The 15,107-nt window shown below is 59.9% G+C and carries 8 protein-coding genes; 7 read left to right on the top strand and 1 reads right to left on the bottom strand.

Annotated elements, in window-relative coordinates; all coding sequences use genetic code 11:
• Positions 1 to 62: 62 nt before the first annotated feature.
• The 4 genes from ACOBR2_RS06965 (at position 63) to ACOBR2_RS06980 (ending at position 9,144) form a co-directional block, all read left to right on the top strand.
• On the top strand, positions 63 to 3,164 hold the full coding sequence (locus ACOBR2_RS06965) for a POTRA domain-containing protein (protein ID WP_420239310.1): 3,102 nt from the start codon (positions 63 to 65) through the stop codon (positions 3,162 to 3,164).
• An 8-nt stretch (positions 3,165 to 3,172) separates the two neighbouring features.
• Positions 3,173 to 3,940 (top strand): hypothetical protein, encoded by a 768-nt coding sequence (locus ACOBR2_RS06970; RefSeq protein WP_420239311.1) that lies wholly within the window; start codon positions 3,173 to 3,175, stop codon positions 3,938 to 3,940.
• Positions 3,937 to 8,187 carry a translocation/assembly module TamB domain-containing protein gene (locus ACOBR2_RS06975; protein WP_420239312.1) on the top strand — a complete coding sequence of 1,417 codons (4,251 nt, stop codon included), beginning with the start codon at positions 3,937 to 3,939 and terminating at the stop codon, positions 8,185 to 8,187. The genes ACOBR2_RS06970 and ACOBR2_RS06975 overlap by 4 nt, the downstream gene beginning before the upstream one ends.
• 174 nt (positions 8,188 to 8,361) lie before the next feature.
• Complete coding sequence (locus ACOBR2_RS06980; RefSeq protein ID WP_420239313.1) at positions 8,362 to 9,144, top strand: BON domain-containing protein; 783 nt, start codon at positions 8,362 to 8,364, stop codon at positions 9,142 to 9,144.
• Between the two features lie 80 nt (positions 9,145 to 9,224).
• Here ACOBR2_RS06980 and ACOBR2_RS06985 read toward each other — a convergent pair whose 3' ends face one another.
• The gene (locus ACOBR2_RS06985; protein ID WP_420239314.1) at positions 9,225 to 10,904 is read right to left on the bottom strand and encodes a DUF885 family protein; all 1,680 of its coding nucleotides are present in this window, start codon (positions 10,902 to 10,904) and stop codon (positions 9,225 to 9,227) included.
• A 227-nt stretch (positions 10,905 to 11,131) separates the two neighbouring features.
• On the opposite strand from ACOBR2_RS06985, the gene ACOBR2_RS06990 reads away from it, so the two are divergent.
• Genes ACOBR2_RS06990 through ACOBR2_RS07000 form a run of 3 tightly spaced genes read left to right on the top strand, consistent with a single transcriptional unit; the run spans position 11,132 to position 15,061 of the window.
• Positions 11,132 to 11,374, top strand: coding sequence for a (2Fe-2S)-binding protein (locus ACOBR2_RS06990; RefSeq protein WP_420239315.1), 243 nt, complete (start codon positions 11,132 to 11,134; stop codon positions 11,372 to 11,374).
• Positions 11,371 to 12,654, top strand: a complete 1,284-nt coding sequence (locus ACOBR2_RS06995) for an FAD-dependent oxidoreductase (protein ID WP_420239316.1) — start codon at positions 11,371 to 11,373, stop codon at positions 12,652 to 12,654. Before ACOBR2_RS06990 ends, ACOBR2_RS06995 begins: the two co-directional genes overlap by 4 nt.
• Before the next feature lie 49 nt (positions 12,655 to 12,703).
• The gene (locus ACOBR2_RS07000; protein ID WP_420239317.1) at positions 12,704 to 15,061 is read left to right on the top strand and encodes a DPP IV N-terminal domain-containing protein; all 2,358 of its coding nucleotides are present in this window, start codon (positions 12,704 to 12,706) and stop codon (positions 15,059 to 15,061) included.
• The last annotated feature ends 46 nt before the right edge of the window (positions 15,062 to 15,107 follow it).

The raw sequence follows: 15,107 nt of genomic DNA on the forward strand, positions 1-15,107 counted from the left end.
AAAAATGCGCAATTCGCCGTTTTTGGCTGACTTTGTGTTTGAGCGGAGCCTGTGTTGCAGCCATGCCCCGGATCCATGCCCAGAGCGCCGTGCCGCAGCCGTCTGCTCCCTCTACTGCAGAGCTGTCTCATCTGATGCAATGGCAGGGCCGTACGGTGGCCTCTATCCATTTTGAGGGCGTCAGCCGTGAGCGTCTGGAGCCGCTCTCTACCAATCTGCCGCAACAGGCTGGAAAGCCGCTGGATCCGCTGAAAATTCGCCAAAGCCTGCGCGAACTCTACGACACGGGGCTCTTCGAGTCCATTCAGGTGGGGGCAGCCGAGACGGCGACGGGAGTGGAGTTGACTTTTACCGGTCTGCCGCGCCAGTTTGTAGGCGTGGTGAGCGTAGGGGGAGCGCGCGGCGCAACCATGAATGCGCAACTGACCCGCGCCACCCGCCTGAACTCCGGAACCCGCCTGACCGAGGCCCGCCTGCAGCAGGCCATCGAGCACATGCGTGCCACGCTTGCCGACAACGGCTTCAGCGAGCCGGTGATTTCCTATACGCTTCAGCCTCGGGAGTCTGAGCCGCTCGTCGATGTGGATTTCCAGGTGGCCAGCGGCCCGCAGGCCCAGGTGGGGGCGGTCGCACTCCATGGAGATTCCGGCATGAGCGCGGAAGAGTTCCGCCGCCATGCGCATCTGCGTGAGGGAAGTCACGTGGATCGGGAGACGATCAATCGCGCCCTTGCGGGGGCCTTGCACCACTATCAGGGGGAAGAGCGATTCGAGGCGGAAATCAAGATTGAATCGCAGCACTACGATCCCACCACGCATCGCAGCGACTATCATTTTCTGTCCAATCGCGGTCCGCAGGTTCTGGTGTCGGTGGATGGCCTTGGTCTGAGCCCGGAAAAACTTCGCCGCGTGATTCCCATTTTCGAAGAGGGAAGCGTGGATGAAGATCTGCTGAATGAGGGCGCGCGCCGCCTGCGTGAGTATTGCCAGCGGCTGGGCTTCTTCGATTCTCGCGTCACCCATGAACAGAAGGAAAAAGATGCGGAGAAGGTGCAGATCTTCTTCCATGTGCAGTTGGGCCAGCGCCGCAAACTGGTGAGCGTTGCGGTGGCCGGCAACCATTATTTCAACTCCAACGCGCTCAAGGATCTGCTCAACACGCGCCCGGCGGACGCCATTGACCATCACGGCGTCTACAGTCAGGCGTTGGTTTCAGCCGATGTGGCCGCCATTGAGGGCCTGTATCGCAACAACGGATTTGCGCAGGCCAAGGTGAGCGTGGAATTGATTCCCTCCGCTGTGCCGCAGGTTTCCGGGGACAATCCTCCTGCCGCCACGCACAAGAAGATTCTTCCCCTGGCGATCCTCTACCGTGTGAATGAGGGCCAGCAGACGCACATCGCGCATCTGCGCATTGAGGGCAATGATCATTATGCCGTCGACAAGCTTTTGCCGCAGTTGAACAGCACAGCCGGGCAGCTCTATTCGCCGCAGTATCTGGCTGGCGACCGCGACGCCTTGCTGACGTACTATCTAAGCCGCGGCTTCGATCAGGCCACGGTCAATGTAACGCCGCAGGCGGTGGAAGGCGATCCACTCAAGGTCGATGTGGTCTTCCACGTCAACGAGGGGCAGCAGATTTTTGTGCGCCGTGTGTTGCTGACCGGCTTGCAGCATACGCGGCCTGAGACCGTGCGGCGCGCCATCACGCTGCATCCTGGTGACCCGCTGGATCAGAACGCGCTGGAGGCGATGCAGCGTAACCTCTACGACTTTGCTCTCTTCAATGAGGTGGATGTTTCGGTTGAGAATCCAACCGGGAGCGAGTCGCATAAAACCGTGCTGGTGAATGCCGTGGAGGCGCGGCGCTGGACGCTGACCTATGGCGGCGGCTTTGAGGCCCAGACGGGAACCCCGCAGAACAACTGCGGCAGCGCCATTGTGCTGGGCGAAAGCTGCGATCCCAACGGCAAAACCGGAGTCAGCTGGCGCGGCATTCTGGACATTACACGCAATAACCTGAATGGCGGTGAGCGCTCGGCATCGCTGCGTGGAACTTACGGTCTGTTGGAGCAGAAGGTGGACCTGCTCTATCAAATTCCACATTTTCAGGGCAATCGCAACTTTGGCCTTACCTTTTCAGGCGGCTATGCCAGCAGCAAGGACGTGACCACCTATGTGGCTTCGCGTCTGCAGGCTGGCGCACGCTTTACGGAGAGCTTCCGCGCTCCGAATTCGTTCCTCTCCAAGGCCAACACCATCGTCTATGAGTACGACTTCCGCCGCGTGAAGGTGGCGCAGGACAGCTTGCAGGTTGGTCCTTACGATCTGAAGGCGCTTTCTACCGCAGTGCGCGTGGCCGGGCCGTCGCTTACCTGGATTCGCGATACGCGCGATTCCCCCCTCGATGCGCATCGGGGCACGTATACCTCCTTTCAGGAGTTTGTGAGCGATCATCTGTTCAGCGCTCTGGTCGGCTTCAACCGCGTTGATATGGAGAACAGCAACTACTGGAGCTTTGGCAAGGATCGCCTGGTGATCGCGCGGAATACTCGCTATGGTCAGGAACGGGCCTTCAAGCCGCCTTCCCAGGAGCTGCTGCCGCTGCCTGAGCGCCTTTATGCGGGCGGTGCAACCTCACTGCGGGGATTCGCGCAGAATGGCGCAGGCCCGCGCGATCCTGAGACCGGCTACCCCATTGGAGGCGCTGGAACCCTGATTAACAGTACGGAACTGCGTCTTCCTCCTCCCACTTTGCCGTGGGTGGGCAATGCGGTCAGCATTGTGCTCTTTCATGACATGGGCAATGTTTTTACCAATGCTGGCGATGCGTGGGCGAGCGTGTTGCGCGCCCGTCAGCCCGGGAAGGCAGCCTGCCGGGCCTCGCTGGTGGTGCCCAGTGATCCTGCGAACGCGCCTGCCGGGCCGATTGCTTCCACGGGCCCCGAAGGCGAGTGCGACTTCAATTATTTTTCCCATACGCCGGGCGTAGGCATGCGCTATCACACGCCGGCCGGACCGCTGCGTCTGGACTTCAGCTATAACCTGAATCCGCCCATCTATCCGGTGATCTACAATTATTCGCTGGCGCAGCCTGCCTCGCAGCCGCACATGGGGCAGGCCAACCACTTTAACTTCTTCTTCAGTCTGGGGCAGACCTTCTGATGCTGCGTTTGAGTTCAATCCGGCAGGCAAGCGCTCTGGTGGCCTTCGGGCTGCTGGCCGCAACCGTGCTGCAGGCGCAGAATGCCCCGGTTTCTGCAGAAAAAACAACTGTGCCAGCGGAAGTCGTGGAGCTGGATCGTGCCGTTGCGGTGGTGAATCGTCATGTGATTCTGGCCAGCGACGTGGACGACGAAATCCGCATTGCCGTGCTCGATCCGTCGCTGGTGGGCGAAACCTCGCTCAGTCGTGCGCATGCTCTTGATCAGCTCATCAGTCGTTCGCTTATCGAGCAGCAGATCCGCCGGGAAGAGGCGCAGTCGATCGATCCATCGCCGACCGAAGTTCAGGAACGGCTCAATGAGATTCGCCACAATCTGCCGGCTTGCGTGCATCACAATTGCGCTTCCGATGAGGGGTGGAAGGAGTTTCTTGCCTCCAATAGCCTGACGCCCGAACGCGTGATGGTCTATTTGCGCTACCGTTTGCAGATTCTTGCCTTTATCGAGTTGCGCTTCCGCGCCGGCATTCGCATTCCGGCCGAAGATGTGCGGGACTACTATCGCCAGACGCTGGTGCCGCAGTACAAGCCAGGAGAGGTGATTCCATCGCTTCATCAGGTGGAGGCGCGCATTGAGGAAATTTTGCTTGAGCAACATGTGAATGCGTTGTTCGAAGACTGGCTTACCAACCTGCGCAAACAGGGAGATATTGAAGTGCTGGATCCAGCGCTGGCAGACGAAGCGGCTCCTTCCGCGTCCAAGGAGGCAAAGCCGTGAGCGAACTGGAACCAGTAGGCGGAGCTGAATCCTCTGCCGAGCCGATCAAGAAGCGCCCTAGCCGCCTGCGCCGGTTTTTTCTGCGTCATGTGCCGCTGGCGGTGGCAGGGGCTCTGGTGGTGCTGGTGGTAGGGCTCGCCAGCCTTTATGCGTGGATGAGTTCGGCTGGCTTTGAGAATTTTGTGCGCCGTCGCGCCATCGCCAATCTGGAGAGCGCGACCGGCGGTCGTGTGCAGATTGCAGAGTTTCACTGGCGCTTGCTGGATCTTGAGGCAGAGATGAGCGGCTTGGTGCTGCATGGTTTGGAAGACGAGGGCGAGCAGCCACTGTTTGCCGCGGACCGCCTCTCAGGCAAGCTCAGCATTCTCGACCTGTTCAGTCCGCGCATTCTGCTGCGCTCCCTGACGCTGGAACATCCGGTGCTGCACGTGATTGTTTACGCGGATGGATCGACCAACCTGCCTTCGCCACGTCCTCGCCGCTCCTCCGGCGGCAATACGCTCGATCAGTTCTTCGACATGAAGGCCGGCCAGATTGCCGTGCGCAACGGAGTCCTTCATTACGAGAACCGCACCTCCTCCTTTGATTTTCAGGATCGCTATCAGCCGGTAGATTTTGCCGCCAATAATCTTTCGCTGCGCCTGAGTTATGCCGCCGCCGCACGCAAAAAGCCCGAGAGCTATCGCATGGAGGCTGGCGCTGTGGATGTGACGATTGCTCCCGGTGGCACGCGTGCCAAAACTCCTGCCGTGCGGGGCTACTTCCAGTGCATTCTTGACTTGCAACGCACTGGAGCAACGCTGCAGATGCTGCGTCTGACGGCACGCAATCACGATGGCGTGGATCGTTCGCTGAATATTTCCGGAGCGTTGGCCGACTATAACCACCCGCACTGGCAGGCTCATGTTACCGGTGATCTGGATCTGGGGTTGATTGAGCCACTGACCGGTTATCCGAGTACGCCCGAGGGCGTTGCGCATCTGAATCTGGCGTTGGATGGCCACGGTGGCGGCTTTCGCATTGAAGGTCCGGTGCATTTGACCAATGCGTCTTACATAGGCACAGGCGTGGTGGCTACCGGACTTGCCCTGGACGCGAATGTGCATGCTGACCCGAAACGTCTGCTGATTGATGACGTGGTGGTGCGCTTGCGTACGGGAGGCCAGATGGAAGGCATCGTCGATCTGGCGCCGTGGCTGCCTGCTGATGCGCCTCCCACGCCCGTGGTGCATACGGCCAATCGCAATGTAGCGCCGCCCCGTCCGCCTGACTCGATTGTGCCCATGAATGGCCGCGTTGAGGCGCAGTTTAAAAACGTCACGCTCGATACGCTGCTTGACATGGTGGCCACTGCACCTTATAACCGCCTGGGGCTTGACGCGCAGGTCAATGGTTCGGCGTTGGCCCTCTGGACCAAGGGCGACACAAACGCGATTTCGGTTGCCGCCAAACTTGGTCTGAGTCCTTCGGCGCATGCAGTGCCGGGAGAGACTCCTACCAGCGGTGTGGTGGACGGCACCTATACGCAGCGCGATGGCTCGGTGGCCCTGAGCAAGCTGGAGGTGCGCACCCCTATGAGCCAGCTGGAAGCGCATGGCCAGATGGGCGCGTACCCGATGACCAGCGCCACGGCTTTGGCCGTGGATTTTCGCTCGCGCGACCTGGGCGAGTTCGATCAGGCGCTGCGGGATCTTGGTGTGAAGCGTAGCGGGCGTTGGGGCGCAGCAGCCTTGCCTGTCGCGCTCACCGGTATGGCCGACGTGCATGGCACATGGGGTGGTTCGCTTCTCAATCCGAAGATTGCGGGTACGTTCAAGGCGAGTGATCTTGCGCTGGAGACGTTGCCGGTCAGCACGTCAGGATCTGGCGCAGCGCAGCCAAACGCGCAGCCGCGCTTTTTGCATCTGGATGAGGTCGATGGTGCGGGAAGTTACTCCGATACCCGCGTCGTTCTTGATCATGCGCGGTTACAGCGGGGTGCGGCGCATGTGAACATGAGCGGCTCGCTCGATGCTGCTCCAGCGCGTGTGCCCAGCTTTGATGCGAACTCTACCTTGCACATGAAACTGCAGACTGCGCGTCTGGATGTTGCCGATGTGCAGCCGCTGCTGGGTGAGAATCTGCCAGTTTCAGGCTTTCTGAATGCGCAGTTGCAGGCCGACGGTCCGCTACATGCGCTCAATGGTTCCGGCTGGGCAGAACTGGTGGATGGCGTGGTCTATGGAGAGCCCGTCAAGCGCCTGCGTGCGCAGGGAACAAGCAACGGGCAGTTGTTGCGCCTGAATTCGGTGACGGCGGCGTTGCCGGCCGGTCAGGCTACGGCTTCGGGAAGCTTTGACCTGCGTTCGCATCAGTTTCAGGCGGAGGCAACGGGTGCTGGTATTGAAGTGGAACAGCTTGGCTGGGCGCAGAAGCAATCGGCAAAACCCAGCGGGAAATTTGGTTTTCACGCGCAGGGCTCGGGTTCGCTGAACGATCCGCAGGGGTCGTTGAATGCAACGGTAGCTGGCTTTGCGGTTGCTGGCCAGCCGGTGGGCAGTGTGCAGATGGATGCTCACATCGCCCATCGCTCCGTACAGTACGATTTGACCGCCCGCCTGAATGCCGCCGAACTCACGGCGCATGGTCAGACAGGTTTGGACGGGGGCTACTTTACCCAGACGCGGGTGGATTTTTCCCGCTTCAACATTGGTGCGCTGCTCAAGCTGGCACATGTGCAGGCCTTCACCGGCGAGTCGTCCATGGCCGGTGTGGTCACGCTCTCCGGTCCGCTCGCGCACATTGATCAACTGCACGGGGAAGCCCGCCTGCAGGAGCTGGATGCAACCCTTGCCGGAGTTCCGCTGCATGGTGAGGATGGCCTGCATGCGACGTTGAACGATGGGCGTCTGCACCTTGATCCATTGCACCTGACGGGAGAAAATACCAACCTGCGCATAGGGGGAACGCTTTCCCTGAAAGGTGCGCGTGCGCTTCAGATGGCATCCAGTGGATCGGTGAACCTGAAGCTGATCCAGACGATCGATCCTGACCTGACCGCTAGCGGTGTCGCGACTTTTCAGATTGAGGCGCATGGTCCGCTGGACAACCCCAATCTGCAGGGGCAGGTTGACTTTTTGAATGGTTCGCTCGCGCTGGAAAATGTGCCCAACAGCCTCAGCCAGCTGCACGGTACGCTGCTGTTCAGTCAGAACCGGCTGGAAGTGAAGTCGCTTACCGCGCTCAGCGGCGGCGGCTTGCTCAGCTTTGGCGGTTCGCTCAGCTATCAGAATGGCCTGTACGCAAATCTGACCGCAACGGGCAAGGGAATTCGCATTCGCTATCCGCAGGGCGTAAGCTCACTGGCCGATGCTTCGCTGCGCTTGCAGGGGCCGCAGAACAATCTGCAACTGGCGGGCGATGTGCTCATCACGCGCTTTAACGTCAGTTCTGACTTGGATGTGGCCGCACTGGCTGCCCAGACTTCGGCCGTGCATGCACCTGCCGCGCCCAATGCGCCTACCAATCACGTCCGGCTGGATGTGCATATCACCTCGTCGCCGCAGTTGAACTTCCAGAATGCCTTTGCCAAGCTGGCGGGCGACGTGGATCTGCGCCTGCGCGGTACCCTGGCCACTCCCACGTTGCTGGGGCGCATCTCGATCACTGAGGGCACGGCAACGATTGCGGGCACGCGCTACGAGCTGCAGCGCGGCGAGATTGTCTTCAACAATCCGGTGCGCATTGAGCCTTCCATTGACCTGAACGCCATGGCACACGTGGAAGACTACGACATTACGCTCGGTCTGCATGGGACCACGGAAAAGATGGCGGTCAGTTATCACAGCGATCCGCCGCTGCCCGAGGCCGACGTGGTGGCGCTGCTGGCGCTCGGCCGCACGGAGAATCAGCAGCGGCTCTATACGCAGCAGCAGCAGCAGGCGCTCAGCAATCCCACCACCGACGCGTTGTTGGGCGGAGCGCTGAATGCCACCGTCTCCAACCGTGTGCAGAGGCTCTTCGGCTCCGGCTCGGTCAAGGTGGATCCCAATTATCTGGGCGCTTTGGGCAACTCCACTTCGCGCATCATCGTGGAGTCGCAGCTGGGGCGCAACCTGACGCTTACCTACGCCACCAACGTGAACACCACCGGGCAGCAGCTGATTCAGGCGGAAGTGGCCATCAATCGCCATGTTTCTCTGGTGATGGCGCGGGATGAGTCCGGCGTTTTTTCGATGGTCCTCAAGGCCACCCGTCGCTATCGCTAATGAATTGTTTTGCGATTGGAGCAGGGGATGGAATTGGGGAGGACGGGATGGAGAGAATTTTCTTTTGTGTAACTTTTTTGCGGGTTTTGTGTCTACAGATGTAGAGCTGGCCGCTCCCCGGACGGCACATGCGGCCGAAAGCTGAAATTTGATGGAAGGCAGTGAGGTTGAGTTATGAAAAGAAACAATTTGTTGATTGGCGCTGCGCTGGCCGCCCCGTTGCTTGCGGCTGCGAGTTTTTCTGTTTCCTCCTCTGCCCAGGCGCAGGCTGCGGTGCAACCGTCCAACCCCATGCAGGCCGAGGCGCACACACGGCTGGATAAGAAGCAACTGCACAATGTGAGCGTCAGCGTTGAAAATGATGTGGCTACGCTTACTGGCACAGTGGATCTGTTCGCCTATAAAGCCGAAGCCGGCAAACTGGCTGCGCGGACCCATGGTGTAACGAGTGTGCGCAATCTGATTGAAGTGGGCGGTCCCGCAATTGCCGATCCGGAGCTTGAAGACAAGCTGATGCGCAAGTTGATGTACGATCGCGTGGGCTATGGCAACATGTTCAACGCCATTGCTTTGCATGTGGAGGGCGGCGTGGTTACGCTGGCCGGGCACGCACGTACCGAAGTGGATCGTGATTCCGCCGTGGCGTTGGTCGACTACATGCCGGGCGTGAAAGGCCTCGTAGATCAAGTGCAGATCGATCCCGTTTCCCTGATGGATGACCGGATGCGCATGGCCGTGGCCCGCGCTGTCTATGGCTATCCGACGCTGAACCGCTATGCGCTCGATCCTGCCAAGCCGATTCGCATCTCGGTGCAGAATGGCAACGTTGAACTCTACGGCATGGTCGATTCCAAAAGCGACCGGGATATTGCCTATCTACGCGCCAATGGCGTGGGCGGAGTCTTTAGCGTAACCAATTATCTGGTGGTGGCTGAGAGCAGCAGAGCCCGGCAGTAGAAGAAAAGTTTGTAGCGGATATTTGATTACAAAAAGGCAATAGCCGCTGGTTCTTTTCGGGAGCCAGCGGCTATTGTTTTTTAGCGGTTTACGGACGCATCCAGAAAGCGCCAGTTGGCCTTGTAGTCCGCGGTAAGCGGCTTGTTTTCGATGAGTGCGCGCAGCAGTTCAATCGGCATCTCATTTTCCTCAAGCACTCGATCATTGAATTGCTTGTCGGTCATTTTGCCGCTGTTGACCATCTCTTCCCGCAGAGCACGGAACTGCATGCCACCCAGCAGATAGGCGCACTGGTAGAGCGGATCGTAGCTTCCATTGAAGGAGCGGCGCACCTCGGCTGCAGCATTGTCGCGTTCGTGGCCGACCTCATTGACCAGGAAATCGGTGGCCTGTTCGGGCGTCATCTGGCCCAGATGGAAGCTGAGTGAGAAGATGATGCGCGCGCAGCGATGCATGCGCCAGAACAGCGCTCCGATGCGCTCCTCGGGCGTGTTGTCAAAGCCGTGATCCCACAGGGTCAGCTCCCAATAGAGGGCATTGCCTTCGATCCAGAAAGGCGTATCGAAGAGCTGGCGATAGGGCCGGTTGCGCGCGATGGAGTACATCTGCAGCCAGTGGCCGGGAATCAGCTCATGAAAGACCGTTGCATGGGCAAAGCCGTAGTTGTTGCCGCGCATGCTCATCAGTCGCTGTGCGTAGGTCATGCCGTCGGTGGGATAGCTGATATTGATGGTGTCGCCGCCGGTAAAAAACGGATTGACCATCTGCTGCTCAGGCGTCATCATGTCTGTCCGCCAGCCCTCACTGGCCAGCGGCGGCACCGTCACCAGATTGTTCTTGACGACGTACTCTTCACCCTCCTTGGCCAACTTGTAGATCATCTGCGGCTGTTCGCCGGGGGCAACGTAGTGGTTCTTCACCGCTTCCAGCGCCTTGTGCCAGTCGTCGCCGTAGCCCATCTGGCGGCTGGCCTTGATCATCTCGCTCTGACACCAGGCCATCTGCTGGCGGGCCATGGCGACCAGTTCCTCGGGCGTGTAAGGAATCATCTCATCGGCCAGCTCGTTCTGGAGCGCTGCGCGGCCAATGGGCGTGCCGATGATGGTTACCTTGTCGTCTGGCGCAATGCCGGCCATCTTTTCGCGCAGAAAGCCCTCGTACTGGCTCATCGAGGCGTCCAGCTGCTTCCAGGGCTGATCCACCCACCATGTGAACTGCGGGTCGTAGGCATTATAGAAGGTGAACCAGAGCTTCATGCGCGCATGCAGCAGGTCAAGGTCGTCGGCTGCCCGCCAGGCGGTCATGTGGTTGGGGCGCTTGGCTCCGTCCGCCTCAAGCTCCTTGCGTTTGGCGGTCAGAGCATCGCTCATCTGGGCCAGCAAAGCAGCGGTCTTTTGCGCATCGGGCCGCTCGACGGCGCGCCGGGCATCTTCGAGCGCGAAAACATTGTCGGCAATCGGCAGCAGCGGCTCAACCTCGCTCCACTGCTTTTCCGCCAGTTGCTGCGCATGCTCTTCACGGGCGATGTGCTGGGTGAGCAGCAGGGCATCGACCTTGCCTTCCTGGTCGAGCGTGTCAAAACGAACCGCGGAGAGCTTTGCGCGCCATTCCTTGTCAAAGGCGGCAATGCGCGCATGCGCGACCGGTGCCAAGGGATCGGGATAGACGTTGTCGAGCAGGGCGCGGTCGGTGGTAAAGCGCTCGATCATGGCCTGCACAGGGTTGGCAGGTGCGGGCTGGGCCCAGGCAGCACCGCTCAACAGTAAAGATCCAAGAGCAAGGGAACCAAGAGAAAGAGAACCAAGACAGAGAGAGAAAAATTTCACCACGGCCTCCAAAGATCGGGATGAACAGCGTTGAGAAGCAGAATGAAATTCCATAATATACAAAAATGCATGCAATAATGGAGTCATTTTAGAGCACAACGTGAACCCGGCGGCTCCGCAAGCGCTGCCGCTCCCGCAAACTCTCAGATAAAGGGCGACTTATGTCTGAAAATCTTACTCTCATCATTGATGGCCGTCCGCTGACCGTGACCGCCGGAACCACCGTGGCGGCCGCGCTTCTGATGGCCGGTGCGTCCAGTCGGCGCTCGGTTTCGGGCCAGCCGCGCACGCCGGTCTGCGGCATGGGCGTTTGCATGGAGTGTCGCGCCACGGTCAACGGCGCACCACAGCAAAGAACCTGCCAGATTCTCTGCACTGAAGCCATGGAGGTAATCACCGGATGAAGTACTATGACCTGTTGGTGATTGGCGGTGGGCCGGGCGGCATGGCCGCGGCAACATTAGCCGCCGAAGACGGCTTGCGTGTTTGCCTTGTCGACGAAAATTCCGCGCCCGGAGGCCAGATCTGGCGGGGCGTGGCCACTGGTAAATCCGCAAGCCATGCTACGGAGTTTCACCACTGGGCGAGGCGGTTGTTCCAGAGCGGCGCGCAGGTGCTCAGCGGCCACCGGGTAGTGGCGCGGGTTGCGCCGCACACACTGCGCCTGGAGGCGAATGGTGCGGCCGAGGACGTTGGCTTTCAGCAGTTGATTCTGGCCACCGGCGCACGCGAACGTCTGCTTCCTTTTCCCGGCTGGACGTTGCCCGGCGTGATGGGCGCTGGTGGTCTGCAGGCCTTCATGAAGGCGGGCTTTGATCCCAAGGGCCGTCGTGTGGTGTTGGCTGGAACCGGCCCCTTGCTCTTTCCGGTAGCAGCGCTGGCTAAACAGAAAGGCGCGCAACTGGTTGGGCTCTTTGAGCAGGCATCGGTGCGTCAGATGCTGACGCTGCTTCCGGCGCTGGCCACGCAACCAGCCAAACTGTTGGAAGGCGCTGGCTACACGGCGCAGATTTTTCCCGTGCAGTTGCAAACCGGCCGCTGGGTGGTGCGTGCCGAGGGCAAGGAAAAGCTGGAAGCCGTCGTCGTCACCGACGGGCACAATCAGCAGCGCATTGCCTGCGATCTGCTGGCCGTTGGCTATCATCTGGTGCCGAATCTGGAGCTGCCACAGCTCTTCGACTGCGCCGAGCACTCTGGCTACGTTCAGGTGGATGAGCTGCAGCGCACATCGGTCGAAGGTGTTTTCTGCGTTGGCGAACTGACCGGTATTGGCGGACTGAACAAGGCCTTGGTCGAAGCGAAAATCGCGGCGCTCACGGTTGCGGGCAAGCTGGAAAAAGCATGCGCTTTGCGTGGAGCACGCCGCAGGCAGTATGCCTTCGCCCATGCGCTCGACGCTGCATACAAACTGCGTTCCGAGCTGTTCGATGCTGTTACTGGCGATACCATCATCTGCCGTTGTGAAGACATTCGCCACAAGGATCTGCGCAACACGCACGACTGGCGCGCAGCCAAGCTCAGCACCCGTTGCGGCATGGGAGCCTGTCAGGGACGCACCTGCGGATCGGCCACCAAGGAACTTTACGGATGGCCGCGTCAAAGTATGCGTCCACCTGTCACGCCAGCCACAGTTGCAACTTTGGCGGCGGAAGTCGAGATGGAAAACAACGCACCCGTTGCCTGACATTTTTCCCTGATTCTTTCGCCGGAGGTTTTTCATGTTTTTGGCTTGTATGAGTCGTGCTTTTATGACTTCCTTTGCCCAGCGCGCGCTGCTTTTGTCCGCCCTTGCGGGAGGCGCGCTTCCCTTGGCCGCACAGTGGACGCGCGCCGACTACGACCGAGCGCTTGGCTTGCGCAATCACACCCGCACGCTGGTTGAACACATGCCTGATGCGCCGGAGTGGATCGCCGGCTCCAGCCGTTTTGTCTATCGTCGCAGCGTGGGCGACGGTTTTGAGTTTGTAGCCGTCGATGCCGACGCCAAAACCGTGCAGCCGGCCTTTGATGCAGTGCGGTTGGCCGCTGCGCTTACCGGCGCAATGGGTAAGCCAGTTACGCCGCAGCATCTTCCCTTCGTCACTCCTACGCTGGATGCGGCTCTGAGCACGCTGGCCTTTGATGCGGCGGAAAAGCACTGGAGCTGCACGCTGACCGACTATGTTTGTCACGGCGAAGCTCTGCCGCCCGAGCCCCCGCACGATCCGGAAGACGAGGGCTACGACTTTACCCCGCGCCGCATCAACGGCAATGTGCATCCTGTCGCCTCGCCCGATGGGCAGTGGGAAGCCTACATTGAAGACGACAATCTTTTTGTTTGTTCCAGCAAAGATCCCGCGCAGAAAAATCAGATCACGACCGACGGTAGCGCGGGTAATTACTACGCGCTGGAAACCATTGCCTGGTCGCCTGATTCCAAGCAGATTGCCGTCTATCGCGTACGTCCCGGCTATCGGCGGCTGGTGCATTATGTGGAGTCTTCGCCGGCCGATCAGTCGCAGCCCAAGGACTCGGCCATGGTCTATCCCAAGGCCGGCGATGCGCTGGCTCTGCCGCAGCCGGTGCTGATCGATGTGGCCAAACGTACTGCAGTCAGCATCGATAACACGCTCTTTCCCAATCCGTATGAGCTTGGCGAGTTGCAGTGGTGGAAGGATGGGCGCGGCTTTACCTTCGAGGACAATCAGCGCGGTCATCAGGTCTACCGCGTGATTGAGGTTGATGCCCACAGTGCGCAGCCGCGCGTGCTCATCGAAGAAAAGGCCGATACCGTCGTCAACTATCCGCCGCTCACGCGGGACCAGTACGACCACGGCAAGACTTTCCGCGCCAATCTGGAAGATGGCCGTCAGATTGTCTGGGCCAGTGAGCGCGACGGCTGGGAGCATCTGTACCTTTACGACGGCAAAACCGGTCAGGTTCTTCGCCAGATTACCAAGGGCGACTGGGTGGTGAGGGCAGTGGATCGCATCGACGAGAAGACCGGCACCCTCTTCTTTGAGGCCAGTGGTGTACATCCTGACGAGGACCCGTACTTTGTGCATGCCTACAGAATCCAGCTGGACGGCACGGGCATGACGGAACTGACGCCGGAAAAGGCTGACCATACTTTGAGCTGGTCGCCGGATGGTCGCTACTTTGTGGATACCTGGTCGCGCGTTGATTTGCCGCCGACGATGGTGCTGCGCAATGCCGACGGCTCCGAACGCCTGAGCGTGGACAAGGCAGATGCGAGTAAGCTGTTGGCCACAGGATGGAAAGCGCCAGAGGTCTTCCACGCACCCGGACGCGACGGCAAAACCGCGATTTGGGGCGTTGTCTACAAGCCTGCGCACTTCGACCCCCAAAAGAAATATCCGGTGGTTGAAGATATTTACGCAGGACCGCAGGGATCGTTTGTGCCCAAGAGCTTTTCCTCGCGTGCCGAGCCGCTCACCGAACTGGGATTTGTGGTGGTGCAGATGGATGGCATGGGCACCAACAACCGTTCGCGCGCCTTTCACGATGTGGCTTGGCGCAATCTGAAAGATGCTGGCTTTGCAGATCGCATTCTGTGGCACAAGGCTTATGCCGCCGCGCACCCTTGGTATGACGTGAACCGCGTGGGCGTCTTTGGCACTTCGGCCGGCGGACAGAATGCGCTGGCAGCGCTGCTCTTCCATCCGGAGTTCTACAAGGCCGCTGTGGCCAACTGCGGCAGCCACGACAACCGCATGGACAAGATCTGGTGGAACGAGCAGTGGATGGGCTGGCCGGTCGGTCCCTGGTACGCGGAAAGCTCGAATGTGGACAACGCCTGGCGGCTGGAAGGCAAGCTGCTGCTGGTGGTGGGTGAGATGGACAAAAATGTGGATCCATCTACTACTCTGCAGGTCGTTGACCGGCTCATCAAGGCCGACAAGGACTTTGAACTGGCGGTTGTTCCCGGCGGCGGCCACGGCGCGGGCGGCGACTGGGGCGCGCGTAAGCTGATGGACTTTTTCGTGCGCAATCTGGAGGGAGCAGCCACGCCCAACTGGAATCAGCCGGAGGCGAAAAATGCTTCTGCGGGCACTTCTCCTGTTGCCCCTGAGACAAGCCACAGCCGCTGAGTCTGGCTTAGGCAACGGTGGCAGCAGAAAGAGGCTCCATAATATG

It is taken from the genome of Telmatobacter bradus (assembly GCF_048629425.1).
Classification (GTDB): Bacteria; Acidobacteriota; Terriglobia; order Terriglobales; family Acidobacteriaceae; genus Telmatobacter; species Telmatobacter bradus.

What these genes read in the sequence shown, in the direction of transcription:
- ACOBR2_RS07000 (WP_420239317.1), top strand. Translation starts at nt 12,704, where the DNA reads ATGAGTCGTGCTTTTATGACTTCCTTTGCCCAGCGCGCGCTGCTTTTG.
- ACOBR2_RS06990 (WP_420239315.1), top strand. Translation starts at nt 11,132, where the DNA reads ATGTCTGAAAATCTTACTCTCATCATTGATGGCCGTCCGCTGACCGTG.
- ACOBR2_RS06965 (WP_420239310.1), top strand. Translation starts at nt 63, where the DNA reads ATGCCCCGGATCCATGCCCAGAGCGCCGTGCCGCAGCCGTCTGCTCCC.
- ACOBR2_RS06995 (WP_420239316.1), top strand. Translation starts at nt 11,371, where the DNA reads ATGAAGTACTATGACCTGTTGGTGATTGGCGGTGGGCCGGGCGGCATG.
- ACOBR2_RS06980 (WP_420239313.1), top strand. Translation starts at nt 8,362, where the DNA reads ATGAAAAGAAACAATTTGTTGATTGGCGCTGCGCTGGCCGCCCCGTTG.